Annotated in this window: 23 protein-coding genes and 1 pseudogene; 15 read left to right on the forward strand and 9 right to left on the reverse strand. The window is 71.2% G+C overall.

Annotated elements, in window-relative coordinates; all coding sequences use genetic code 11:
* Positions 1–590 precede the first annotated feature (590 nt).
* From ACZ7N4_RS23345 to ACZ7N4_RS23355, 3 genes are all read right to left on the reverse strand, one after another.
* Entirely contained in the window at positions 591–1,949 is a 1,359-nt protein-coding gene (locus ACZ7N4_RS23345; protein WP_471360785.1) for an APC family permease, read from the reverse strand.
* Between the two features lie 235 nt (positions 1,950–2,184).
* Positions 2,185–2,760, reverse strand: a complete 576-nt coding sequence (locus tag ACZ7N4_RS23350; RefSeq protein WP_471360787.1) for an alpha/beta hydrolase — start codon at positions 2,758–2,760, stop codon at positions 2,185–2,187.
* A gap of 345 nt (positions 2,761–3,105) precedes the next feature.
* The gene (locus ACZ7N4_RS23355) at positions 3,106–3,438 is read right to left on the reverse strand and encodes an STAS domain-containing protein (RefSeq protein ID WP_471360790.1); all 333 of its coding nucleotides are present in this window, start codon (positions 3,436–3,438) and stop codon (positions 3,106–3,108) included.
* A gap of 286 nt (positions 3,439–3,724) precedes the next feature.
* Here ACZ7N4_RS23355 and ACZ7N4_RS23360 point away from each other — a divergent pair, with 286 nt between their 5' ends.
* Genes ACZ7N4_RS23360 through ACZ7N4_RS23370 form a run of 3 tightly spaced genes read left to right on the forward strand, consistent with a single transcriptional unit; the run spans position 3,725 to position 6,821 of the window.
* Entirely contained in the window at positions 3,725–5,401 is a 1,677-nt protein-coding gene (locus ACZ7N4_RS23360; protein WP_471360792.1) for a PP2C family protein-serine/threonine phosphatase, read from the forward strand.
* Positions 5,398–6,483 carry a cobalamin B12-binding domain-containing protein gene (locus ACZ7N4_RS23365; RefSeq protein ID WP_471360795.1) on the forward strand — a complete coding sequence of 362 codons (1,086 nt, stop codon included), beginning with the start codon at positions 5,398–5,400 and terminating at the stop codon, positions 6,481–6,483. Before ACZ7N4_RS23360 ends, ACZ7N4_RS23365 begins: the two co-directional genes overlap by 4 nt.
* Complete coding sequence (locus tag ACZ7N4_RS23370) at positions 6,480–6,821, forward strand: STAS domain-containing protein (RefSeq protein ID WP_471360798.1); 342 nt, start codon at positions 6,480–6,482, stop codon at positions 6,819–6,821. Before ACZ7N4_RS23365 ends, ACZ7N4_RS23370 begins: the two co-directional genes overlap by 4 nt.
* A gap of 140 nt (positions 6,822–6,961) precedes the next feature.
* On the opposite strand, the gene ACZ7N4_RS23375 is transcribed toward ACZ7N4_RS23370, so the two are convergent.
* Complete coding sequence (locus ACZ7N4_RS23375) at positions 6,962–7,537, reverse strand: SMI1/KNR4 family protein (RefSeq protein WP_471360801.1); 576 nt, start codon at positions 7,535–7,537, stop codon at positions 6,962–6,964.
* Positions 7,538–8,036: 499 nt separating this feature from the next.
* On the opposite strand from ACZ7N4_RS23375, the gene ACZ7N4_RS23380 reads away from it, so the two are divergent.
* Positions 8,037–8,663: a DUF998 domain-containing protein gene (locus ACZ7N4_RS23380; protein ID WP_471360803.1), complete on the forward strand. Its 627-nt coding sequence runs from the start codon at positions 8,037–8,039 to the stop codon at positions 8,661–8,663.
* Between the two features lie 211 nt (positions 8,664–8,874).
* The gene (locus ACZ7N4_RS23385; RefSeq protein WP_471360805.1) at positions 8,875–9,006 is read left to right on the forward strand and encodes a hypothetical protein; all 132 of its coding nucleotides are present in this window, start codon (positions 8,875–8,877) and stop codon (positions 9,004–9,006) included.
* 489 nt (positions 9,007–9,495) lie between these two features.
* Here the strand turns inward: ACZ7N4_RS23385 and ACZ7N4_RS23390 are convergent, their stop codons facing one another.
* Together ACZ7N4_RS23390 and ACZ7N4_RS23395 are read right to left on the reverse strand one after the other, a co-directional pair.
* The gene (locus ACZ7N4_RS23390) at positions 9,496–10,770 is read right to left on the reverse strand and encodes an MFS transporter (RefSeq protein WP_471360992.1); all 1,275 of its coding nucleotides are present in this window, start codon (positions 10,768–10,770) and stop codon (positions 9,496–9,498) included.
* A 17-nt stretch (positions 10,771–10,787) separates the two neighbouring features.
* Complete coding sequence (locus ACZ7N4_RS23395) at positions 10,788–11,327, reverse strand: ArsR/SmtB family transcription factor (protein WP_471360808.1); 540 nt, start codon at positions 11,325–11,327, stop codon at positions 10,788–10,790.
* A gap of 139 nt (positions 11,328–11,466) precedes the next feature.
* Here ACZ7N4_RS23395 and ACZ7N4_RS23400 point away from each other — a divergent pair, with 139 nt between their 5' ends.
* From ACZ7N4_RS23400 to ACZ7N4_RS23425, 6 genes are all read left to right on the forward strand, one after another.
* Positions 11,467–11,688: a hypothetical protein gene (locus tag ACZ7N4_RS23400; protein WP_471360811.1), complete on the forward strand. Its 222-nt coding sequence runs from the start codon at positions 11,467–11,469 to the stop codon at positions 11,686–11,688.
* Between the two features lie 479 nt (positions 11,689–12,167).
* Positions 12,168–12,497, forward strand: coding sequence for a WhiB family transcriptional regulator (locus ACZ7N4_RS23405; protein WP_471360814.1), 330 nt, complete (start codon positions 12,168–12,170; stop codon positions 12,495–12,497).
* 600 nt (positions 12,498–13,097) lie between these two features.
* Positions 13,098–13,307: a hypothetical protein gene (locus ACZ7N4_RS23410; protein WP_471360816.1), complete on the forward strand. Its 210-nt coding sequence runs from the start codon at positions 13,098–13,100 to the stop codon at positions 13,305–13,307.
* 233 nt (positions 13,308–13,540) lie between these two features.
* On the forward strand, positions 13,541–14,593 hold the full coding sequence (locus ACZ7N4_RS23415; protein WP_471360819.1) for a bile acid:sodium symporter family protein: 1,053 nt from the start codon (positions 13,541–13,543) through the stop codon (positions 14,591–14,593).
* 537 nt (positions 14,594–15,130) lie between these two features.
* Positions 15,131–16,111, forward strand: a complete 981-nt coding sequence (locus tag ACZ7N4_RS23420) for an immunity 49 family protein (RefSeq protein WP_471360821.1) — start codon at positions 15,131–15,133, stop codon at positions 16,109–16,111.
* 560 nt (positions 16,112–16,671) lie between these two features.
* Complete coding sequence (locus ACZ7N4_RS23425; RefSeq protein ID WP_471360824.1) at positions 16,672–17,505, forward strand: PIG-L family deacetylase; 834 nt, start codon at positions 16,672–16,674, stop codon at positions 17,503–17,505.
* Positions 17,506–18,214: 709 nt separating this feature from the next.
* Here the strand turns inward: ACZ7N4_RS23425 and ACZ7N4_RS23430 are convergent.
* Complete coding sequence (locus ACZ7N4_RS23430) at positions 18,215–18,385, reverse strand: hypothetical protein (protein ID WP_471360827.1); 171 nt, start codon at positions 18,383–18,385, stop codon at positions 18,215–18,217.
* Positions 18,386–18,733: 348 nt separating this feature from the next.
* Here ACZ7N4_RS23430 and ACZ7N4_RS23435 point away from each other — a divergent pair, with 348 nt between their 5' ends.
* From ACZ7N4_RS23435 to ACZ7N4_RS23445, 3 genes are read left to right on the forward strand one after another with little or no spacing between them, the layout of a single operon-like run.
* Positions 18,734–19,420 (forward strand): FadR/GntR family transcriptional regulator, encoded by a 687-nt coding sequence (locus ACZ7N4_RS23435; RefSeq protein WP_471360828.1) that lies wholly within the window; start codon positions 18,734–18,736, stop codon positions 19,418–19,420.
* Positions 19,417–20,856, forward strand: coding sequence for a hypothetical protein (locus tag ACZ7N4_RS23440; RefSeq protein WP_471360831.1), 1,440 nt, complete (start codon positions 19,417–19,419; stop codon positions 20,854–20,856). Before ACZ7N4_RS23435 ends, ACZ7N4_RS23440 begins: the two co-directional genes overlap by 4 nt.
* Complete coding sequence (locus ACZ7N4_RS23445; RefSeq protein ID WP_471360834.1) at positions 20,853–22,712, forward strand: GMC family oxidoreductase N-terminal domain-containing protein; 1,860 nt, start codon at positions 20,853–20,855, stop codon at positions 22,710–22,712. The genes ACZ7N4_RS23440 and ACZ7N4_RS23445 overlap by 4 nt, the downstream gene beginning before the upstream one ends.
* Positions 22,713–23,272: 560 nt before the next feature.
* Here ACZ7N4_RS23445 and ACZ7N4_RS23450 read toward each other — a convergent pair.
* On the reverse strand, positions 23,273–23,953 hold the full coding sequence (locus tag ACZ7N4_RS23450; protein ID WP_471360836.1) for a class I SAM-dependent methyltransferase: 681 nt from the start codon (positions 23,951–23,953) through the stop codon (positions 23,273–23,275).
* Between the two features lie 271 nt (positions 23,954–24,224).
* Here ACZ7N4_RS23450 and ACZ7N4_RS23455 point away from each other — a divergent pair, with 271 nt between their 5' ends.
* Entirely contained in the window at positions 24,225–24,452 is a 228-nt protein-coding gene (locus ACZ7N4_RS23455) for a hypothetical protein (protein WP_471360839.1), read from the forward strand.
* Positions 24,453–24,584: 132 nt separating this feature from the next.
* Here the strand turns inward: ACZ7N4_RS23455 and ACZ7N4_RS23460 are convergent.
* Positions 24,585–24,877: pseudogene (locus ACZ7N4_RS23460) on the reverse strand (transposase); the annotation flags it as partial.
* Between the last annotated feature and the right edge of the window lie 37 nt (positions 24,878–24,914).

Here is a 24,914-nt window from a genome sequence, read left to right on the forward strand (position 1 = left end):
GCAAGGGGTCGGCCCGACCCATCCGGCCCGACCCATCCGGCCCGACCCATCCGGCCCGACCGATCCGGCCCGACCGATCCGGCCCCGGCGAACCGCCCCGACCGCACCTCTCCGGTCTGCGAGTCGCCCTCTCCTCGGACGGAACTGGTACGGCTGGCTTCAATGCCGCGGATGCGACGTGGACGAGGGCCAGCCTTCTCCCGTGCACTGCGGGACACGGACGTGCTGGGCCTCGTCTCCGGGACGGATTCCCTGCCTGTGCTGATCCGCCCGTACTGAGCCCGGCGCCCTCCGGGTCCCGACGGCCCGCCGAACCCTGGTTCCGGCGGGCCGTCGGCTTCCGGGGGCGTCGTCTCGACGGCCGGACCAGGCGCGGTCCGGGCGGGCTGGAGCAGAAGCCGCGGCGCTCACCGCGCCGGTGCCACGACGAGCGACTGTGGCGCCGTTTCCGTCCGCCGCCAGGCCGGCACGGTATTCGGTCTGCTGCCGGTCAGCCCTTCGGTGACCGTGGGATGGTCCCTCACGCCCACTCTCGGCACGGCAGCGGGCGGCCACAAGCGGGCACCCGGGGCGGCGGGCCCCGGCGTCGTTCAGGACGAGGTCCGGCGGCGGTGCCGGGCGGCGACGGCCCCCAGGACCACGCCGACCGCGATGACGATCAGCCCCCGCGTCCAGACGGCGGCCTCGATCTGTGTGGCGAGCGCCACGCAAGAGGCCGCCCCGAGGACGGGGACGGCGGTGTACGCCCGGAAGTGTGGACGGTCGGAGTGGTCGCGCCGCTGGACGAGCACCGCGGTGTTGACGATGAAGAACACCACGAGGAGCAGCAGGACGAGGGTGGCGGCGAGGCCGGCGACGTCACCGGTCAGCGCCAGCAGGAAGGACAGCACGGTCGTGGCCGCGATCGAGGCCCACGGCGTACGGCGGCCCGGGAGCACCCGGGTCAGGAAGCGGGGGAGGAGGCCGTCCCGCGCCATGCCGTAGGCCAGGCGGGAACTCATGATGCCGGTGAGCAGCGCGCCGTTGGCCACGGCGACGAGGGCGATGGCGCCGAACACCTTCGGCGGTACCCCGCCCGCCTCCTTCACCACCTCCAGCAGGGGGCCGCTGGAGCGGGCCAGCGTCGCGGTGGGGACGGCGGCCGAAGCGACGACACCGACCAGCACGTACACGGCTCCCGCGGTGACCAGTGCGCCGAAGAGGGCGCGCGGGTAGGAGCGCCGCGGGTCGCGGGTCTCCTCGGCGACGTTGACGGAGGTCTCGAAGCCGACGAAGGAGTAGTACGCGAGCACCGTTGCGCCCAGCACACCGGCGGCGGCTCCCGTGTGGCCGGTGCCGAGGTGTACGAGCCTGCCGGGGTCGCCGTCGCCGCGCAAAAGCAGCCAGACACCGAGGCCGACGACGAGCAGCAGACCACCGACCTCGACGACCGTCGCCGCCACGTTGGCGCGGGTGGACTCGCTGATTCCACGGGCGTTCAGCAGGGCCAGGGCGCACAGGAAGACGGCCGCCACCGCGACGACCGGAAGGCTGACGAAGACGGCCAGGTAGTCGCCGGCGAAGCCCCGCGCCAGCGCGGCGACGGAGACGATGCCCGCGGCGAGCATGCAGTATCCGGCGAGGAAGCCGGTGAACGGTCCGTAGGCGAGGGTGGCGTAGTGGGAGGCGCCGCCCGCCCTCGGGTACTTCGTGGCGAGTTCGGCGTACGAGGCGGCCGTCAGGAGTGACAGCAGCAGGGCCAGGAGCAGGGGCAGCCACACGGCGCCGCCCGATTCCGAGGCGATCTGGCCGACCAGGACGTAGACACCGGCGCCCAGCACGTCGCCGAGGATGAAGAAGTACAGCAGGGGGGTCGTCAGCGCTTTCTTGAGCGCGGGCGCCCCGCCCTGCGGCGAGCCGTCCGTCGCAGCGGTGGACGGCGTGGAAGGAGTGGTAGGAGGTGTCACCACACCCGCCTACCCCCTGGGGGCCGTCCGCAGACGGGAACGAAAGTGTGACGTGCCCGGACGATCACGGCAGACCTCCGCCGGTCACGGAGCAGATCACGCATCGGTCGCCCTCGGCGGCCTTGCGCGTCATGGGGGAGACCTCATCAACAGTGCCGTCATCGCGGCGTCCCCGGCGGTCGCCGAATTCCATGCCGTACTGGAGCCCCCTACACCCTGTAAGCCGTCCAGGCCGAGGTCAGTTCCGGCAGGTTCTGTCGTGGGAGGGCAGGACACCGGTGGTGAGGTAGTGGTTGACCGCCTCGTCGATGCAGGCGCTCTTCGGCGCGAAGAGCCCTGCGTAGACGGTGTGCCGGAAGGCACCGCGCAAGGTGATCAGGCGGGAGTTCCCCAGGTCGCGGTGGGCAGCCAACTGGCCTTGGTACACGGTCGCCGGGTCACCCGTGGCACCCACCATCAGCAGTGGCACGTTGTTGTGCACGTCGGTGGGGGGCTCCGCGGGGGCCGTCGGCCAGAAGGTGCAGGGGGTCACGGTCCGGGTGAGGGGCCCGAAGACGGGGTCGTCGTCGCGGTGCTGCCGAATGTCGCGGTAATAGGTTTCCGGGTTGCCCGCCGCCCGGTGTCCCACACCGGCCAGGAGCAACCCGGACGCGGGGAGCGGCCGGAACGGCGGCCGCGCGGCCAGGAGGGGGAGTGGCCACCCCTGTGCGTCGGTTGGACGCAGCTGGCGGGTCGTACCACCGACGAGGTTGACGCGGACCCGCCGCTCACCGATGCGCTGCTTCCGTGGACCGTGGACCGCGGACCCTGGCACGGGCGAGTAGGTCGCCAAGCCCCGCGACGTCACCGTCGTCGACGAGCTCCGCGTACCGCGCGATCAGGTTCTCGACAGCCCGGTGACTCGGTGTCGAGTCGGCATGCAGGCGTGCGGGCGGTGTGACTCGCTCTCCTCCGGGCGAACAGACGGACCCCGGCGAGCCTTCGACGGCATCACCGCCAAGTCGCCGAAGGTGCCGGCAAGTCGAGGCGGCGTAGCACAAGGAACCTTCCACCACCTCTGCCCCTTCCTGCCGGGGAGGTGCTTCCCGCGCCCCACGGCCCCCAACGGCGAGGGCTCCCACTTCGGCCCGCATCCCGAAACGGCCCTGCTCCTTCGGCCCTATGAGCGTAGGGCTTGGTGGCTGGGCGCGGTGGTGAGGTTCATGACGGTGTGCAGACCGAGGCGGTTGAGCAGTGCGTAGTGGTGTTCGTTGAGTCCGGTGACGGTGAGCGAGCCGCCCAGATCGTCGAGGCGCTGGTACCAGTTGATGAGGGCGGTGATACCGGTGGAGTCCAGGGACAGGGTGCGGGAGGCGTCCAGGGTGAGGTGCCGACAGCCCTCGTCGATGATCCGGTCCGCGACAGCGCGTACGAAGGGTGTGGAGTGGAGGTCGACGTCTTCGGGCAAGGCGGCGGTGACATGGTCGCCGATACGTCCGACGAGGTGAAGCACCGCTTGGCCTCCCAGTGCACGGGCTGGTCACCGCGCGGATGAGAACACGTCAGCGACCTCTCGCTGAGCCGCGTGACAACGTTACTGGCGGCGATCGCGAACGATACAACGATGCCCGGATTATGCACGGCGGTGGCTTGCCTTACGCCAGGACGCTTGTGGCGTTTGCGTGAGCCTTTCCCGAGTGACTTGCAATGACCGGGGCTGGTGCGGGACGGTTGCCACAGGACATCTGTTTCCATATGGCAGGAAGGTGGTGAGGTACGCACTGGGCGTGCCTCCGTTTGTGACTGCTTCCCGCAGCTTTTCCACCCGTCCACCCGACGCCGGCCGGCAGACCGGACCGGCGTGGACCGAGGCTCCCTATCCGGTGCTGGTCGCCGACCGGCACGGCCACCTCGTGCGCCTGAACGACGCCGCCCGGCTGGTACTGCCGGGCGCGGTGAGCGGCGCCCGTCTTTCCGAGCAGGTGCCGTCCTGGCTCGCCGACGCCCATCAGCGGGTCGTAGCCACATCCTCGCCAGGCACTGCCGCCCCCGAGGTACCGCACGGAGCCGTCGGTGACCGCCACTTCGAGGCGCGCCCCACCCTCAGCGAGGGTGATGTGGTGTGGTGGCTGGTCGATGCCACCGACCGACGCCTGGCCGAGAGGGCGCTCAGCGATGCGCGACGCCGCTCCAAGGTGTTGTCGGAGGCGTCCAGCACGCTGCTGTCCACACTGAACGTGCCGCGGTGCATGGAGGTGGCGGCTTCCTTGGCCGCGGAACACCTCGCCGAGGCCGCCGTCCTGATAGCGCCGCCTCGGGGGCGGCGCTTGTCCCTCACCTACGCCTGTCAGGGGGGCCGCGTCGTACAGACCAGTCGGCAGGTCGACGTCGGCGGTGTACCCGGGCTCAGGGAGGCGCTGCAGGGCTTCCCGCCGGTGCCGGCCCGCTGGATCAACCCCGCCGACATTCCCGACTGGGCGATCCCGGACGACTTCGCCGGTTCGGTCGGCTCCGTCATCGTCGCCCCGCTGCCCGGACACGGCGTGCCGGCCGGCGCACTCGTCCTGCTGCGCTCCAGCACGGAGCAGGCGTTCACCGAGGGCGAGGAAGTCTTCGCCCGGCTGTTCGCCGCACGCGCCGGCGCGGCCCTGTCCGCTGCCCGCCTGTACACGGAGCAGGCCACGATCACCGCCACGCTGATGCAGGACCTGCTGCCGCCCACGCTGCGGACGGTGCACGGCGTGGAGTACGCCGGAAGCTACCGGACCTCGAAGGAGCACGAGCGGGTCGGTGGCGACTTCTACGACGTCCACCCCGGCGCCGGGCCGTCCGAGGAGACGCTGGTCGTGCTCGGTGACGTGGCGGGCAAAGGCCTGGACGCGGCGGTCCTGACCGGCAAGATCCGCAACACCCTGCACGCCCTGCTGCCACTTGCCGCGGACCACGAGCACATCCTCAACCTGCTCAACAGCGCGCTCCTGTCCTCCCACCACACCCGCTTCGCCACCCTGGCGCTGGCTTCCGTACGCCGCCGCGGCGGCCGGGCGCAGCTGCGGCTGACCAGTGCCGGGCACATGCCGCCCCTCATCGTCCGCACCGACGGCACCGTGGAGGAGGCCGACACCCGAGGCACCCTGGTCGGAGCCCTGCCGACCGTCACCGCGCGCACGGTCAGGACGGTTCTCGCCCCGGGTGAGACCTGCCTGCTGTACACCGACGGGATCACCGAGGCCCGTGGCGGCCCCCTGGGTGACGAGCTCTTCGGTGAGGACCGCCTGAAGCGGGCCCTTGCCGAATGCGTGGGCATGCCGGCGGAAGCGGTGGTGGAGCGGGTGCAGATGCTGGCCGCGCAGTGGCTGGGCAACGGCCGTCACGACGACATGGCCGTCATGGCCATCACCGCCCCGAAAACCGGCGCGCTGAGCATCGTCAACGGGCAGGCGAGCGGTGGACCGACCAGGAGGAGCGGGCGGTGAGTGAGCCCACCGCGACAGCCGGTGCGGTGCGACGGCTGTGGCAGGCCGTGATCGGCGGTGACGAGGACCAGGCTGCCGCGACCGTCCACGACGCCCTGGCCCAGGGGTTGAGTGAGGAGACGTTCCTGCTTCAGGTCATCGCACCCGTGCAGGAGAAAGTCGGCGTGGAATGGGCGGCGGACCGTATCAGCGTCGCCCAGGAGCACGCCGCCACCGCCATCAACGAGCGGGTCATCGCCTCCCTCGCCCACCATCCCGGCGCCGGCCGGCCCGCACCCGATCGCGGTCGGGTGACAGTCGCTTGCGTGGACGGGGAATGGCACGCGCTGCCCGCCCGCCTGGTCGCCGAGGTCCTCGCCCTGCAGGGCTGGCGGGTGGACTACCTCGGCGCCCAGACCCCCACTCCGCACCTGGTCGCGCACCTGCATCTGACCAATCCCGACGCCCTCCTGCTGTCCGGCTCGATCCCCACCCACCTGCCGACCGCGCACGCCGCCATCACCTCCTGTCAGGCCATAGGTGTCCCCGTCCTGGCCGGTGGCCGCGCCTTCGGCCCCCAAGGCCGCCATGCGACCGCTTTCGGGGCCGACCGGTGGGCGCCCGACGCACGGGCCGCGGCCGCCGTCCTGGCGGCGGGCATACCGCGGCCGGACGCCTCGGCGCTCCGGCACACGGTGGACGACCTGCCGCACCTCGGCGACCAGGAATACACCCTGGTCGCCCAGTCGCGGACCCGGTTCGTCAAGCAGACCCTCGCCGACCTGGAAGACCGATTCCCCGCCGTGCGCGCCTACAGCCGCGCCCAGCAGGAACGCACAGCCGAGGACATCGCCTACATCGTCGAGTTCCTGGCCACCGCCCTCTACGTCGACGACCCCCACCTGTTCACCACGTTCCTGACCTGGACCGCCGGCATCCTCACGGCCCGGGGCGTCCCCGCCCACTCGCTGCCGGCCGGCCTCGACGCCCTGGCCCACCAGCTCCACGACTTTCCCCGCGCCCTCAAGATGCTCGAGCACGGCAGGACCGCCCTGACCGAGCACGCCACCCGCCCTGTCCCCGGCCCCGACATACGCGCATGACGCACCTGCCACCCAGCGAGTTCACCCTGACCGTCCGCCGTGAGTCCACCACGCTGACCGTCATCATCCGCGGCGAACTCGACTACGACGCCAGCGACGACCTCCTCAACGAGGTCGGTCAACGGTTCACGGCCGGCCGGCCACCGCCCGCCGATGTCCGGCTCGACTTCCGCGAGCTGGCGTACATCGACTCCTCGGGACTGACCGCCCTGCTCATGATCCACCGCCGCACCAGCGCCCTCGGCGCCACCCTCCACCTGGACAACCGGCCGGCCTGCCTCGAACGCATGCTGCACCTCACCGATGTCCTGGACCACCTCACCTCCCACCCGCACTGAGGCCCACCAGGCGGAGGAGACGACGGCCTCACCGGAGCAGGCATCACCTGACCACACTGCCAGCGGCCGGACCGGGGCACCCGCAGCGAACGTCTGGCGCCCAGCCGGTCCTCGCCTGCGGGGCGCCCAGTTCGGCGTGCTCATGGCAGATGCTCCTCTCGGCCGCCACATGGACGATCGGGGCGATACTGGCGAAGCTGCCCGAGCCGAAGCCGCCGGGCGGGGGACAGCGGGCACCGCGGATCGATCTGCCAGACCTCTCCGGTGTGCGGGCCGTTCAGGACGAGCCGGTTGTAGATGCCGCAGCCCTGCTCGGCCAGCATGAGGGTGCCGCGGGTCAGATCGGCGGGTGCTCCGATCGGGCCGGGCAGGGGTTTCGTGAGGGGGAACGGCTCTCCGAGGCGGCCCGGCAGCCGGTCTTCTCTCCACTCGTCGTCCACGGCCCACTCCTCGTCGGCCTGCGGGCGTGGGACGGTCAACGGCATCATGCCGTGTCCGGGCCCGGCGGGGCCGTTGCCCACCTCCGTGACGAAGGACCGGTACTCGGCCGGCAGCACGATGCCGTGGGCTTCCTCGAACGCCCGGATCACCTTTCCCGGTAGCTGCGGCTCCAGCGCGTACCGATGCGTGCGCGCACCGAAACGCTCCCACTCGGGGTCTCGTGCGGCCATCTCCCGTATCCGTACGCGGACGCCGTCCCCGTCCCAGTTCGCCATCCAACGACCGTAACAATGACGTCCGCGCCCCCGCCCGCCGCACCGGTCGGCCCCGCATCGGCTTGGCCCGACGGGTCCGAGCTGTGAGTCAGCCGGCCGTCCTGACTCCCGGTCGCTCGGCCCGGGTCGCGCAGCCATGCGCCCAGTGCGCGCAGCCCTGCGCCCAGTTGGGTGACCGGCACCGTGGTGCGGGTCTCGACTGGCCCGGCCCCGACCGAGTATCGGTGGGGTGGACGCAGGTCATGGCCCTGCTCAGGCCCGGCGGGGCACTTTGACAGCTCGTCAGCACGATGACACGTACGGGCGGCTGCTCGCGGTGACGGCCACGCTCACCATCCGCGGTCGGTATGTCTGGTCCTGTGGGCGAGTTACGGAACGGGAGGCGCTGGTGCATACGGACAACGCGTCAGGGGCGTCGGACCTGCCAGGTGATGCCTGTCGGAGCAGGCGGGGTCACGGGTCGGCGGCGCGGTGGGCGTCGGCGGCGTTCCTGCTGCCTGTGGCGGGTCTCCTCTACAACGACTGGTTACTTCAGTTCTGGGTGCAGACCGGGCTTGACCAGCGCAATTCCTATGTCAGCGAGACGTTCGCCGCCGACCAGCCCCACCGTTTGCTGTTCACCGCGGTGGAGTTGCTCTCCGCCGCGCTGCTCCTGGTGGCCTCGTGCCCGATCCTTCCCTTGTTGTCATGGAGCTGGACGTCAGCAGCTTGGGCCGCCCTCGCGCTGTTCGCTGTCTGCTCCGTGGCGGACGTTGCGCTGCCCATGCGGTGCGCACCCTCTCGGGAGCCGGGCTGTCCGGTGGACAATATCGCGCACACGACGACCAGCGCGCTGGTGCACTTTGCCGTGTTCACCTCGATGGCCGCACTTGCCGTCCATGCTCGATCGGCCACCGGGCGGCAGTGTCGTCCCGGACGCTGGGCCCGTTGGCTGTTGCCGCTGTCGATGACGGCGGCGATCCTCTCGGCCGGTCCCTACGTCGGCATTCACGGTGGGCAGGGCATCGCTCAGCGCGCCCACCTGATCACCGTGGGAGTGTGGCTGTGGCTCTTGGCAGCCGAGGCACGGCGCGAGCAGCGCCGGACAGCGGCCGGCGATATCCGCCGACAAGTCAGAGTGGGATGACCGACGGGATCATCACCTCCGGGCCGTCGAATCACAGGGAAGGAACTCTCCGCTCGGTGCGGCCGGCGCGCGCCGCGAAGAACACCCGCATTCTGAAGGGCGCGGTTCCGCTCTCGGATGCGGGCATCCGCACCTGGGCGCGCGGTGTGCGAAGCAGACCACACGGCCGGACCGAGGCTTCGCCCGGTTCCTCGCGGGGGCTGGCGCCGCAGTGAACGCCTACACCGGTGACGTCTCCCGCATCGGCGAGACGCTGCTGGCCCTGGGCCGCGGCGAGTACGCCCCGCTTCGGAGGAGGTACTCGCACACCCGGTCGGTGATCTGCTGGTCATGCACCGGATGATCACCGAGCCCGAATGGCGCGGGGCCGGCCTGGGGCCGGTGCCGGCAGGCGCGGCCGTCCGCCGCCTGTCGCGGGTCTGCACTACGGCAGCGTGCGAGCCGGCATCGGCCGGCGGCCGCGAGATGACCGACGACAGCAGCGCCAAACGGTCGCTGAACTTGGCGGTTGTGGTCCCTCATCGGCTTCGAGCCCTTCCAGGACGGAGTCGCGGTTCGTCGCGGTGTTCATGCTGTCCCGGTCCTGGATCCGGGCAAGCGGGGGATCGGTGACCGGTCCGGGCCCGGGGAGGGTGGTTCGCCGAGGCGGAGGAGGACATGGTCGCCGTCGTGGATCACGTCGTCGACGGTGAGGCGGACGACGCGGCTGAGTGGTCGCGCGCCGAGCCGGACGATGGCGCCCGCGCCCCGGTCCGCAGCGGCAGATCGTGGCTGGTCAGGGGCCGGCACATCGCAGATCCAGGACTTGCCGTCATCGACATCCCGGCAGGCGTCACAACAAGCCGGGTGCACTCTTCCGGCCGGGATCCTTGGATGCCGGGTGATCCGGACCGCCTGCCTGGGTGGCGGCACGCAGCGCCGCTTCGACCCGGCGGTTGCTGGTCATGGATGCCGTGACGGCCGTCATCGTCAGGAGGAGGCCGGCGGCGGCGCAGAGCGGGGTGCGGATGTCGTAGGTGGCGGCCAGCCAGCCGCCGAGGAAGGCCCCGATGGGGGCGGCACACATGGCCAGCATGCGGGAGGTGGAGGCGACCCGGCCCATCAGGTGGGCCGGGACGATCGCCTGCCGGAGGGAGGGCCCGAGCACCATGGTGGCGCCCATGCCGGCCCCGCAGACGGCGAGCGCCAGCCCCGCCGCGTAAGGGTTCGAGGCAGCAGCCAGGCCCAGAATGGCGAGCCCTTCGACGGCGGCTGTGCAGGTCAGTGCGGTGCCGGTGCCGAGTCGTCGGCCGAGGCGGGAGGCGATGCCTGCTCCCAGCAGGCCGCCGGTGGCCTCGGCCGTGAGGAGCAGTCCGAAGCCGTAGGTGCCGATGCCCAGGCGGTCGTGCGCGAAGAGGGCGAGGACGGTCTCCACGGCGAGGAAGGCGACGTTCCCGACCGCCGGGCGGAGCGCCAGCCCGAGTAGCACCCGGTCCCGGAAGACGTACGAGGCTCCGGCCCGCGCTTGCCGGAGCAGCGACTCGCGGACCTCCGGCACGGGCCGGGGCATGGCGGGCAGTGTCCGGACGAGCAGCCCGGAGAACAGGAATGACACCGCGTCGGCGAGCAGCGGGACCGCCCGTCCGAGCGCGAGCAGCGCACTGCCCGCAGGCGGCCCCGCGAAACCGGACATGGCGGTCTGGGCGCCGCGCAGGCGAGAGTTGGCGCGTTGCAGGAGCGCGGGATCGCGGCCGAGCAGATCCGGCAGGTAGGCCGTGGCGGCCGTATCGAAGAACAGCCCGCCGATGCCGAGAAGAAAGGCAACGACCGAGAGCAATGGAATGCTCAACACGTCGAGTGCGGCCGCTGCCGCCGCTATGGCGAGCAGCACCGCACGCGCCGTGTCCGCGACCCACATCGTGCGCCGACGGTCCCAGCGATCCACCAGTGCACCGCCGAGCACCCCGAAGAGCAGCCACGGCAGCGTCCCGGCGGCCGTGACGACGGCGAGTGCCATCGGATCCCGCGTCAGCGTCAACGCGAGCAGCGGCAGTGCGGCATGCGACACCCCGTCACCAAGCGAAGACACCGTCTGCGCACTCCACAGCCGTCCGAACCCGGTCGGCAACTTCCGTATCCGCAAGGTCACTTGGCGCCCTCCTCGGCCTGCTCGCGCGCTGCCGGGTGGAACAGTGCGAACACGAGAGACGCGTCCGGCAGTGACGGATCGGACAGCTCCCGGTACTCGTCCGCCAGTGCCTGCAACCGCGCCCCCAGCTCCGCGAACTGCTCGTCGGTGAGCCGCAGATGAGCCATCCGCACGTGCCGCTCGCCCTCCGTCGGCGCCGCCTCCAGATCCGCCACCGCATGCCGCATCAGCACATCCGGCCCTCCGTCGCCCGGATCCGGCAGCACGATCGCCCGCGCGGCCATCGCGTAGTACCGCTCGGTGACGCCCCGGACCTTCCGCGTCCGCACCACCTTCACCAGGCCGGCCCGCTCCAGCAGCCGCACGTGATAGCTGGAACTCCCCTTCGCAAGGCCCACCCGCTCGGCGATCTGCGTAATCGTCGCCGGTTCGAAGCGGAGTACGGCCATGATCCGGTGACGTGTGAGATTGGAGACGGCACGCAGCTGCTCGTCCGTGGTGACGTGAAACGTCTCGGGCAGATCGTCGGTAGACACGCGAGCAATGGTCAACGAATCTTGACCATTGTGCAAGGGGATTCGCTCGAACTTCGATACCGGAGCGGCAACTTGACGCGCTCAGCGCCGCCGGGTTGCGGAAGAAGGGCGTGCTCCGTCCCGAGCCGAAGGTGCGCGTATGCCCTGTACCGCCGCGCTCGCCGCCCGCCTCGTCCGCGCGACCGCGCACGCCGCTCCGGCCGCTGTGCCCGGCGAAACCACCACCCTGCCCGTGAGGGACGTGCTCGCCCGGCTCCAGGTCCTCGACGAGGACCGCACCGGTTACGAGCGCACCGCGTGCAAGCACTGGATCGATGCCGACGAAGCGAGCGCCATCACCTCTCGTCCGGCGGGCGGATGAAGTAGGGCTGCTCGCGCGCCTTACCGGTAGCCGGGTGCTTACCTGGCTGCTACTCGTGGAAGCCGTCCCCCGGAAGCAGACAGGGCCGTTTGACGACCGTCGCGGTGGAACGCCGGTGTCTCGTGTACGGTCTCCACCCGAGCGTTGATCATCCGTGCCCCGATCTCGCACATGCGGCCACTCCCTCACCGCGGGGCCTTCCGGCTGGATCGCGACTCCGCTGAGCACGGACGGGCGGCATCACCTCCAACCTCAGCTTCCGGGCAGGCCAGTGCTCGGAGCGCCTGCTGCCCACGGCACGGGAAGGGACCGAGAACGCCGGTTCCGGCGCGCAGGCGGTGTGTCACGCGCACCTCGTGCGAAGCGATGGTCATCACGGACAGGTCGAGCGTCTTTTTGAGGAGCATGACCTGCGTTTCGTGGGCATACGGTCTGCACCAGACCCCGGCATCGGGGGAGCGTGTGGGAGGAAGCCGGCCATGGCGATGGACGATTCGGAGTGGGAGACACGGGCGAAGTGCCGCACCGCGGACCCTGAGGAGCTGTTCGTTGAGGGCGCATCCCAGAACCAGGCGAAGACTCTGTGCAACGGCTGCCCGGTTCAGACCGAATGTCTCGCCTACGCTCTCGACCACCGCATCGGGCACGGCATCTGGGGAGGGATGACCGAACGGGAGCGGCGAGGTCTTCTGCGGCGCCGCCCGACGGTGACCTCTTGGCGCTTGCTGCTTGAGACCGCCCGCAACGAGCACGTCGGCCCGGGCCGACCGTTGCCAACCTCGGAGGCGGACCGCATGCGGACCGCCTGAACCGCGCAGCCGGCACCTCAGGATGCACTACTGATGCTCAGCCCAACTGGACTCAAGCCGCAGCGCGTCGGCGATCGCGGTCCGAAGGTGCAAATGTTCGGCAAGGATCGCCTGATCCTCCTCGCTGTCCAGCGTCACTGCTGCGTTGGGGCAGGTGATCTTGTTGACGAACTGGATGCGGAGGTAAGTGCGAGGGGAGGCCTTGTCGGACGCGTCACCACGCAACTGGGCAAGGCGCAGGCGCCGCCATTCACCTGCAGTATCCGGAACCGACGCCAGGGATACGCGGACTTGCCCCCAGACCTCGGCCCCGCCTCGTGCGGCGCGTTCGAGTACGAGCGGGCAGCCTCCTCCAACAGCAGAGCCCGAAGCAGCCCGTCCGCCGAGTCTGCGGAGGCCACGCGGGCGGCCATCTCGGCAGCCTTCCTCGTCGACGTGGGGGATCCACGACCGCGGGCGGGAGTCGCGTCGCCAGCCCTCCTCGAACGCATCGTCAGCCGCTGCCGACCAACACGGTCCGCTACGCACACTCCGCGGAGTCCGTGTCCGCGGCAGCTGCCCGGCACCCTGCGAATCGACGTCACCGACGACGGCCCCGGCGTGCCGGCGGCGTTCGCCGACGACCAGGTCCAGCCCGGCCGCCGCACCGACTCCGGCGACGGGTACGACGGCCCGGGTGTCGGACTGCCGCTCGCGCGGCGCCTGGCTCGCGCCCTCGGCGGCGAACTGTCCACGATCGCGGTCACACCTGCGGGGCACGCTTCCGGGCCGACCTGTCTGTCGGGTGACCGGACCCGGTCGACCCGCTGAGGGCAAGTGGTCCCACCCGGCAGGCTTCTCAACGGCTTGAGGTGGGGCCAGGACTTCCGGTCAGCGCTGTTCGGGGTGGATCGCATACCTGAACGCATCCTGACTGCGGCGCGGCACCGGCTGGCCGCGACCGCCTCACCGGAGCACCATGGGAGTCATGACCAGTCATGACCACCGGCTTCCCATAGCGGCACCCCACTCCCTCCCGTCCGCCGCGATGGAAGAAGTCCGTAGTGCACCCTCCGACTGGCTCCCACCCGCCCACTGACCGGGCGGCGCTCTGGCTGCGCCGCAGACTCGGCCGGGCCGTCGTGCTGTCCTACCTGACCGCCCTCCTCCTGCCCGGCCCCGGACTGTGGCTGCGCCGGGAGCACACCCTGCCCCTCGGCACAGTGACCGGCCTGCCGCTGAGTACTGGCCCGCTGCTGCTGTCCCTGGTGCTCTTCTCCGCCGGGCTGCAGGTACCCATCCGCGAGCTGAGCCGGCTGCTGCGCAGCCCCACCACCCTGTTGGCGGGACTCGTCCTGCACCTGGCGATCCCGCTCCTGGTCATCCCCCTCGTCGCGTTCGTCCTGCACCAAACCCCCGACACGGACGGCGGCAGCGGCCTCGTCACAGCCATGATCCTCATCGTGGCGATGCCCGTCGCCGCCGGAGCCACCGTATGGACCGGCAAGGACGACGGGGACCAGCCCACCATGGTGGGGCTCGTCCTCGCCTCCACGCTCCTGAGCCCGTTCACCATCCCGCTGGTCATCACCGCCCTCGTGCCGCTCCTCAGCGATGACTACGCCGAGACGCTCACCACGAGCGGGCACACGGCCCACGGCGGCTTCGCCCTCGTGAGCGTGGTCCTGCCCTGCGCGGCCGGAATTCTGTGCCGTCTCGCGCTGCCGACGGCGTGGCGGGGCCGCACGCTGCGCGTGATCACGCCTGTGGCCCTCGTCGGATCGCTGGTCCTGACGTATGTCAACGCCAGTGGCGCCCTGGGTTCCTTCCTCGCACATCCGCGCCCGCTGTTGTTCGGTGCGGCACTGGTCGTGGCGGCGCTCGTCTGCCTGCTCTCCTTCCTGCTGGGCCGGGCCGCCGCACACCTGCTGCGCCTGGACGCCCCCTCCTCCTCGTCGCTGACGCTCGCCTGCGGCATGAACAACAGCAGCGCGAGCGCGGTCCTGATCACCACCACGCTGCCCGACAAACCACACCTGCTTCTCCCTGTGCTCGCCTACGGACTGCTGCAGAAGACCGCCGCGAGCCGGGTCATCGCCGCGGCCTCACGCGCCTGAACAGTCGCGGCCCATGACTTCCGCTTCCCGCGCGGTCGGCGGGCATCCGGCGGGCGCCCTCGCGCACGATCTCGTCGATCAGGGAGCCGGACTGGGTGGTGCCGCCTTCGGTGACTACCCTTCGCGGAAGAGGACCGGGCCTACGGTGAGATCGGCTTCGTCCACTGGTAGCCAGGTCGGGAAGACATCCATGTCGCCCTCGCGCAGTCCGGCGAAGGGGTCGACGTAGGCGCCCGGCGCAGCTGTACGGCGATGACCACCACCCGCTCGATCCGGGCCGACCCACCCCGCGGCACGCCCACGACGGCCGTCCGTTCCGCAGCGATCCGGAGGTAGGCCCCGGGCGAAGCGCGGTACTCACGTGCGGAACGGTCGTTCCCCCCGGTGTGCCGCCTCCCAGTGCGGCGGTCTGTCATCTCCTCGCGTAGAGCCCACCGGACCAACAGCTCCTGCCCGGCATCGAGAGAGGACTGTGCTGTCAGTGCCCATTGATAACGTGCGTCATCCGGTCGTGGAGTTCATGGAGGGACGCGGTTCGTGCGAGATGTGACATGCCATGAGGTCGGCGAGCAGCGGTTGGCCGAGGCGCTTGACGACATCGATGGGCGGGCCTACACGCGGTGGCACTCGCTGCGGTACGGCAGTATCTCGCCGACGATGATCCGGGCCATGGCGGACGAACTGCTCGACCACGTCGCCGCGCGAACGGTGACGGAGCCGGGGCTCGACGCCGCGGCCGGCACGGTCGCCGTCACCGCCGCCGAGTGTGCGCACGGAGTGCTCGGCATCATGTGCTTCCCGAGCGGGGACCAGGAAATCCGCTTCCCTCTTATCGGGGAGCGGATCAGCACGGACCCGGACGACGACGAGTTCGGGGACGGCCCCATCACCTTCCGGGACGTCGTCAAGGAGGCGCCCACCGCGCGGACCTGGCTCGACATGTTCGAGATGTGTGTCGTCAGCGGGCACGTGTGGGACTGGGAGCGGGGGACGGGGCTGCTGCTGCGCGGCGACTACGCGCACGCCATCCGTGACGGCGTGCCCTACAACCGGTACACCTCCGTCTCCGACCCCGCCGACCTCGCCGCCATGGACGCCCTGTGCCCCTATCTCACCGAGGCGGCCGGGCATCTGCCCCGCGACTGGCCCACGGTTCCGCTGCGCAAGCCGGACGTCGGGGAGCGCGCGGAGGCCGCCCGGCGGCTCGACGAGGTCGGCGACGCGCTGAGCGCGGACCAGCGGCTGCTCCGCGTACTCCTCGACGACGACCAGCACGCCTTCGAGGACGCCCTCGTCGCCCGGCTGGTCGCTTACCGGAAGAGCGTCGAGGCCGGTTCCGGTGATCCCGCGCCCCGGTCCCTCCTCCCCCTCGGCACACTCGCCCTGGCCTGCCTCGCCGTCCAGGTCCATGGGTGGGAACTCGGTGTCCGGTCCGGGTATCTGCCGTACGGTCTGCTGGGATCGCCGGACGCGCCGCGCCGGGCGGCGGAGGGTAACCGGAACAACTTGGCTTGCTAAGCCGACAAGTAGGCCACCAGGTGTGCGGATCTGACGAGGCGGGCTGCCGTAACCTGCCAACGCCATGAGCACGCGGCGGCAGCCGCACCTGCGAGGGGCCACGGCTGGCCGCTCGGCCTCGCGGACATCGCGCAGCGGCGACCCGCGCCGGCCCTGGACTTTCCTGCGGGTGCGGGGAGTACTTGAGCGGCTGTGGCCCGCTCGCCGCGGGACCATCCCCGCCGGCGCGGAGGGCACTCTGCACCCGACACCCGACACCCGACACCCGTGACCCGTGACCCGTTTGGCGTGGTCACATCCCCGTGGGCACGGGGGAGCAGCCGTACGACCCGGTCCTGACCCGGTCCCGGGCGCGGAGTACCCGGGACCTTCCCCCACGTGCGGGGATGGTCCCGCCCCAAAGGTGTCTGGCAGGCCAAAGCAGCCGTGCCGGGAACAACCGGGCCCACCAGCACGGTTGCATCGCTGAGAGACCGGCGCTGCACCAGGTTCCGGGCTCAGGATTGCGGTGCAGCCGCTAGGCACTCAGACCAGACGTATCTCCGGAGAAGGATTGCTTCATGACCAACCGGCCCTTGACGCTCATGGCAGTGCACGCCCACCCCGACGACGAAGCCACCGGAACCGGAGGTGTCCTCGCTCGGTACGCGGCGGAAGGCATCCGCACGGTTCTCGTGACGTGTACCGACGGCCGTTGTGGTGACGGTCCGGGAGGTGTCAAGCCGGGAGATCCGGGACATGATCCGGCGGCGGTCGCCGCGATGCGCCGTCAAGAACTCGAAGCGAGTTGTGCCGTCTTGCAGGTCAGCGATCTGGAGACGTTGGACTACGCCGACTCCGGGATGATGGGCTGGCCGAGCAACGACGCCCCCGGATCCTTCTGGCAGACCCCCGTGCAGGAAGGCGCGGCCAGGCTCGCGGAGCTCATGCGTCATTACCGACCTGATGTGGTCGTCACCTACGACGAGAACGGCTTCTACGGACACCCTGACCACATTCAGGCCCACCGCATCACGATGGCGGCACTGGAGATGACCGCGCTGGCACCGAAGGTGTACTGGACCACGATGCCCCGTTCGATGATGAAGCGATTCGGCGAGATCATGCGCGAGTTTCATGATGACATGCCTGAGCCGGACCCTGCCCAGGCCGCCGCGATGGCCGAGATCGGCCTCCCCGACGACGAGATCACCACATGGGTGAACACGACTCGGTTCAGCGGTCAGAAGTTCGAGGCGTTGGCCGCCCACGCCAGTCAGGGCGAGAACATCTTCTTCCTCAAGCTGGGAAGCCAAAAGTTTGACGAGTTGATGGGCATAGAGACCTTCGTTCGGGTCCAGGACAGCACCGGCGCCGCCCTACCCGAAGACGACCTTTTCGTCGGACTGCGCTGACCCACCCATGTTCGGCCGGAAAGGCGTGTCGACTGTACGACGCCCGATCGAGCAGGTTGCTCGTTCACGCGAGTTCCGCTTCGACGTCCGGCCTCCAGGACTCGTCGACGCGTGCCCGACCTCCACACCGACACCGCGCTCGTTCGCAAACCACCTGGCCAACTCACGGCCACATTCGGCGTGTCCGGCGGGTGGAGACCGCTGCGGAGGTCGACCGAGAGCGAGGTTGCTGCCATCTCGCCGGCCTCTCCCCGTACCGCGCGGGGAGCACCGCAGCTCGGCGCGGGTGTGAACCGGCTGCCGGGGCCATCCACACGGGGGCGGGGAGCAGTCGGGCATGCCGACGACGCCATGGCCGAGGCCGGGGCCATCCCCGCGGGCGCGGGGATCTGCACGAAGTAGCGGAACCAGCGGGGCCGTCCCCACGAGCAGAGGATGCGTCCCCGCGGGTCTCCCCAGATGACGACCCTCGCGCTGTCTGCGGCCTGTGGTCTGTCTGGTAGGAACCGTGCATCACGGGAAGCATGCATCACCGTTCACTCCGGACTGCCGTTGTTCACCCGAGAGCGGCTGTCACCGGCCCCGACGGCCGGCTACCACACCACCTCGGGCTCTACAGGACGACCTCGAACGTGCGCTGTGCCCCCCAGCCTGCCACTGAGGCCATCGTCGGCTCCGTCGCGGCGCCCCGGACGGCGCTGCTGGGCCGCTACGGCGCCGCAGGCCGTCTGCAGTGCACCGGGCGCAGCACCACGGAGATCCCGACCCAGGTACGGGCGCGGACCACGGTGAGCCGGACGGGGTCGTAGGAGCCGAGCTTGACGAGCACGGGGGAGGCGAGGCTGTTTGTCTGTGCGGTGTGGGAGGGACGCGTGTCCATTGACGCGCTCTGGAACAGCACGACTGCACGACAGCACTGCAGCCGGCGCGCAGCGGCGCCCCGGCGCGCTCATTCGGATTGGACGCCGGCACACTGCTGGCCGCCGGCTGCGCTCCCAGACGGATGGGCTGCTCGTCCGCGACCGTCTCCCGGAGGCCTCCAGCAGGCGGATCCCAGGGGCAAAGTGCTGAAGGCCATGTCCAGCGGCGGCTGAACCGGATTACCCGACCGCACTCTCACCCCTCCTCGTAGACGGTGGACGTCCGGTAAGGCGGGCTCGTCGAGACCATTGACCCGACGGACCCCCACTGGTTGAGTGGCTCATCCACTGAGCCACTGGAGGACGGCATGGAGCCCCTGCCCCGCGAAACCCTCGTGGACGCCCTGGAGAGCCGGCTGCGTGAGGACATCCTCGCCGGGCGCCATCCGGCGGGCGGTTACCTGCCGCCCGAGCGCTCCCTGGCCGACGGCTACGGCGTCACCCGCACCACCCTGAAGCACGCGTTCGGACGTCTGATGCAGGCGGGCCTGCTGGAGACCCGGCACGGCGTCGGCACGCGTGTGCGCGACTACCTGCGCCTGGGCGGCGCCGACCTGCTGCCGATGCTCGTACGGCACAGCCCCGACTGGATCGGTGAGGTGTTCGAGGTGCGGCGCGGCATCGGAGCGTTGATCGCCGAACGCGCGGCGGGCCGAGCGAGCGAACGGCAACGAACCGAATTGGCCGCCCTGCTGGCGGCCGTGGGGGAGGCGGCGGACGCGGACGCCGTGCAGCTGGCGGACATGGAGGTCCACCGGGCACTGGCCCGCGCCACCGGCAACCGCGTCTACGTCCTGCTCACCAACACCCTCTTCAACGCCTACCTCCCCGTGCGCGCCGCGCTCCGGGGACCGTTCACGGATGCCAAGGTGGCCCGGGAGCGCCTGGCGCCGGTGGTCGCCGCGGTGCGGTCCGGGGACGAGGCCGGCGCCCGGCGAGCGGCCGAGCAGTACCTGACCGTCACCGAGCGGATCATGCTGGAGGGCCTCGCATGAGCGCGGCCACGGCCTCACGCACCCACCCGGGCAGACGCTCGAACGCGCGCCGCACCGTCTTCCGCGAGACGATGCTCGGCACGCTGCGGCTCGACGGCGAACACCGCGACCGCCGCGTCCGCCTGGACCTGACGGTGTCCGCGGACCACGTGATGCGGCTGCGGGGCACGACGGAGGCGCGCGCCGCAGGCCGTGTACGGATCGCAGGCGTGGCCGACGATCCCGACGCGGACGGAGAGCTGGAGATCTCCCCCCTCGCGCGACGCCGTATCCGGTACCGCATCGCGTTCACCGCCGGTGGCCGCCGACTCACCCTCGACGGCTGGAAGTCCGTCTCCGCCCGCAGGCCCGTGGCCTCGATGACCGTGCTGCCGTTCACTCTCTACGAGGACGGCGCGCCGCTGGGCACCGGCACCCTTCGCTTCCGGTTGCGTACGCAGCTCCTGCCGTTCCTCGCGAGTTTCCGTTTCCCGCGGTCCTCGAAGCCGGGCGCGTTCCTCGCGTCCCGCTGGCGCGGTGAGCCCGGCCGCACGGAGGTCTGGTACACCACCGTCACCGACCCGGACTCCGGCAGCGGACTGTGGCTGCACCACGAACTGACCGCGCCGGCCGACGGGTCGGAGCCGTACGCGCACGGCTGGGCCGCGGTGTTCCCCGGTGACGGCCCCGTGCGGCACGCCCGCTTCGGCCCCGTGCCGTGGTCCGGCGCCGAGCCGGGCTTCGGCGCCGGCGAGGTCACCTCCCGGCCCGGGCGCCTGTCGGGGTCGGCGGACGGGGGCGCCCTGCACTGGGACATCGCGGAACGCCCCGCCGGCGAGCCGCTGTTCACCTTCCCCCGCTGGTCCTGGAACCGCCCGCTCCTGCCCGCCACGCACATGCTTCCGGCCGCGCGGTCCCGGTACGACGGGACCTTCACGTACGACGGCAGGACGCTGACGCTCACCGGGGCCCCGGGCGCGTCGGCCCGCATCCACGGTCACGGCAACGCCCGCCGCTGGGCCTGGCTGCACGCCGACCTCGGTGATGGGGACGTGCTGGAGGTCGTCGCCGCGGTCTCCACGCGCCCGGGACTGCGCAGACTGCCCCCGATGGTCTTCCTCCGGCTGCGCCGTCACGGCCGCGACTGGCCCCGCCGTCCAGAGCGCGGGGCCGCCGGCTGGGCCGGAGCGGGACGCTTCCGGGCGGACACGGTGCTGCCCACGTGGACGGTCACCGGCCGTACCGCCCTGCGCCGCATCCGGGTCGAGGTCACCCAGCCCGCCGACCGCACCCTCGCACTCGACTACACCGACCCCGACGGCCGGCACGCGACCTGCCGTAACAGTGAGCGCGCCGACGCGCACGTCCTGCTGGAGAGGTGGTGGTTCGGCGGCTGGCGCACCGAGGCCGAGTGGACACTGGACGGCACGGCCCACGCGGAGGTGGGCACACGATGAGTCTCACCGGCCTCGTCGCCGCCCTCATCGCCGACGACGGCACGACCGACTGGCCACGACTGGTTCCCGACCGTCTCGAGACGGTCCTGGCCGCGATGCCGGTGGCCGCCCGGACGGGCATCCGGGCCGCGGCACGCGCGGTGGACGCCTACGCCCTGGCCCGCACCGGGCGCACCCTGGCCGGGCTCACCGCGCGCGAACGGCAGTCCGTTCTGACCGCACTGGCCGCCCGACCCGCGCTCCTGCCGCTGCTGGACCTCCTCAAGGTGCCCGTCCTGATGTCGGCCGGAACCGAGCGCATGCTCCACGGGGAACCGGCGACGAGCGTCCTCACGCGCAGGGACCCCCCGCTCGACCTGACACCCGCGTGCGCCTGGCCCGCCCGCTCCACCGCCGATGCCGTGGTCGTCGGCTCGGGAGCGGGCGGGGCCGTGGCCGCGCGGGCCCTGGCCCGGGCAGGCCTCGACGTCGTCGTCCTCGAAGAGGGAAGTCACCACTCCACGGAATCCTTCGGCCGGCGCGCGCCCCTGGACCGGTTCACCGAGCTGTACCGGGACGGCGGAGCCACCTTCGCCGTCGGCTCACCGCCGCTGCTGCTGCCGGTGGGCCGAGCCGTCGGCGGCACCACCCTGGTCAACTCCGGAACCTGCTACCGCACCCCGGACCACGTCCTGTCCCGCTGGAGCAGGCACTTCGGGTGGACGGCGGCCGACGACTTCGACCGTCACCTGGACGAGGCCGAGCGCATGCTGAGCGTGGCCACCCAGCCCCTCGACGTCCTCGGCGCCAACGGACGAGTCGCACTCGCCGGCGCCCACGCACTCGGCTGGCGGGCCGCGCCCCTGCGAAGGAACGCGCCCGGCTGCCAGGGCTCCTGCCAGTGCGTGACCGGCTGCCCGACCGGCGCCAAACAGAGCGTCCAGCTCTCCGTGCTGCCCGAGGCATGCGCAGCCGGGGCCCGCATCGTCACCGAGGCGCGGGTGGAACGCGTACTCGTCGACCCGGACCGCCCAGGAGGCCCCCGTGCGGCGGGAGTGCGCGTACGCCGGGAGCGGGGCGGCGCGTTCGACATCCTCGCACCCCTCGTCGTCGTCGCGGCGGGTGCCCTGCAGACCCCGCAGCTCTTGCGCCGCTCCGGACTGGGCCGTCACCCCCGACTCGGACACAACCTCAGCGTCCACCCGGCCACGAGCGTCGCAGGACGCTTCGCCGAACCGGTCAAAGCCTGGCAGGGCGTGCTGCAGAGCGTCGGCGTGGAGGAACACCACGGCGCCGGCATCCTCATCGAGGCCACCGCCACCCCACCCGGCATGGGCTCGTTCGTCCTGCCCGGGGTGGGCGGCGAACTGCGCCGTGAACTGGAGGACGCGGACCGGCTCGCCACGCTCGGAGCGATGATCGCCGACAGTCCGGCCGGCCGCGTCCTGGGCCGCCACCGCACCGTGATCCGCTATGACCTGGACCCCCGCGACGCCGGCCGTCTCCTGCGGGCCGTCCTCGCCATGGGCGAGCTGCTGTTCGCCGCGGGCGCCGAGGAAGTACTCACCGGCATTCCGCGCACGCCCCGTGTGCGCAGCCTCACCGAACTGCGTGACGCGCTGGCCGGCACGAGCGTGAGACAGCTGCACCTGTCGGCCTACCACCCCACCGGCACGGCCGCCGCGGGTGCGAGCCCGCAACGCTTCCCGGTCGATCCGCAGGGCCGGCTCCGCGGTGTGCACGGCGTGGTGGTCGCGGACGCGTCGGTGCTCCCCAGCTGCCCGCGGGTGAACCCCCAGCTGACCGTCATGGCGGCGGCCATGGCAATCACAGAGACCGCCGTCCGCCCGCCTCGGCAGCGAGGGCTGCCACGGTGAGACTGCCGTGGGAGGCAGAGGTCTCTCCGCCCAGGGGGCGGTCGCGGTCCGTCGCCTGGCGGATGTGGTTGCCCTCGCCCTGGTGGTGGTCGTTCATGTGAAAGTCCTCGTGACATGCCTCCAAGCCCTGCCCCGCCCGCGTCTGGGAAGCGAACGCTTACGGCTGAGCCGGTTGATCGGATGAGGATGTCGGGCTTCTCAGCGACGAACGCTTACGGGCCATGGCCGGCGGAAGCGCGCCTCGGCCATGGAGACGAGCCCGACCGCGACGTGAGCCGTGACCTGTGACAGTGAACCTCGGCGGTTTGCCATCGAAGGTCAACCACTGCTCAGCTCGTGCCAACGGACACTGACCGCCCAGGCGCTGGATGTGCTGGATGCCATCCCGGTTGCCGGTTGCCGGTTGCCGGTGGCTTCGGAGCGGGCAGGACGCTGAGGCGACTCATCGGCACCCTGGCCGGAACGACCGCGCGGTTTCGATCATGAGAGGCCGCAGCCCGTTTTCGGTGGCTCGGTCATCCGGTCTGCCCAGATGCCGGGCCCGCTGTGGTCGGAGGGACTCAGCGCAGCCGTCGCGCACGCAGCACCAGGTCGTCGGTATGGTGCGCGCCGGCGCCGCCGCCGGGTGCCACGCGTGGCCGCTGCTCGTTCACCTCCACCTTCCAGTCGTCGGTGAACAGGGCGGCGACCATCGAGGGCCAGACGTAGTCAGCCGGGTCGAAGCCGCTGTCGTGCGCCTGCCGGGTCTCCATCCCCGCATGGTGTACGAGCAGCAGCACGCCGCCGGGCGCGACGGCCGCGAGCAGCGCTCGCTCGGCTGCGGCGTCGGGCGTGCGCAGCAGGGCCGGATACTGCGCGGAGACCAGGTCGAAGGAGGCCGGCGGGAGCGCTGCTTCCGTCAGCGCGGCGTGTACCCAGCGAACGGCGACGCCTGCATCCCGCGCGTGCCCGGCCGCCCGCTCCAGCGCCACGCCCGAGACCTCGAGCGCGGTCACGTCCCAGCCGCCGCGCGCGAGCCAGACGGCGTCCGCGCCCTCGCCGCAGCCGACGTCGAGCACCCGCCCGGGCGTGAGCCCGGCGACCTCGGCCACGAGCGCTCCGTTGGGCCGGCCGCTCCACAGCTGTTGTCGGTCGGCGTATCGGTTGTCCCACTCCACCCGCACCGCGGGGTCTCCGACGTATCCGTCACCAGGCAAGGAAGTGTCAGACGCGGGCGATCCCGCTGTGATGTTGTCGGTCATGGGCCCAACGTCACCCATCGTGGCTTGGTCACGCCACTCCTGTTGCCGCTCCGGCAAAACGGCAGCAGCCGGGCAGGCCGGCCGCGGCATCCTTGGGCGGCTCTGTCCGGTTCCGGCTCCGGCACACTTTTGTGACGCGTGCATGTTGAGTAATGAGGTCGGGAGGACCGTCCCGGCTGGTTGGACGCCTCACGCTCCCAAACCGTCAAGTCGGTTGCCGAGATGCCCGTAGCCTTGCCTCCTGTTCGAGAACGGACGCGAGGGGTCTTCGGTGGACGTGGTGCGAGTAATGGAAGCGTTGGCCGAGCAGGGGGTCACGGTGTTGTTCAAGGCCGATGCCGAGCGTATGCGCGACGGCGTGAAGCCGTGGACGTTCGTGGCGAACGGGAACCCGTTCCACGAAGATCTCCTGGTGCGCACGGACGCCGTGTCCGTGGAGGCCTGCCTGGACGCCTGTTTGCCTCGACTGCGCGCGCTCGGTCTGGTCATCCCGGAGTAGGAGCCGGGCTCAGGCGGCGGCCGTCGCCTCAAGCGCCTCCGGCGACGACGGGAAGGCCTGTGCTTCGTTGCAGTGCTCGCCGTGCGGTCGGTCAGGGCGGAGGCGTGCCAGTCGCGGGGCTTGTCGCGTCGCCCTCATGCCGTAGGCCCGGGTGATCGGTGATGAGCCCGCACAGGCCTTGAGGCCCCCGGCGTCGGTGAACCGCGTGTGGTCGTCCCCGATCTCGGCCGGCACCCGGGCGCGGAGCTGTACGCCGAGTCCGGGGAAGCTGAGGAGGACGTCAGCGTCCGGGTGCTGAGGGATCGTCTTCTCCACCGCCCTGGCCAGGTCGCCGGCGGCGGTGCACGCGGCTTCCAGCTGGCCGGGAGGGGCAGCATCTGCGTGCCGGGTGCGTCCTCGACCAACGGCAGTTGCCGCGCCCACTCAACCGTGACGGTGATTCGTGAAACCGAGCGAGCGCCT

The sequence above is a fragment of the Streptomyces sp. NPDC107654 genome (assembly GCF_055639035.1).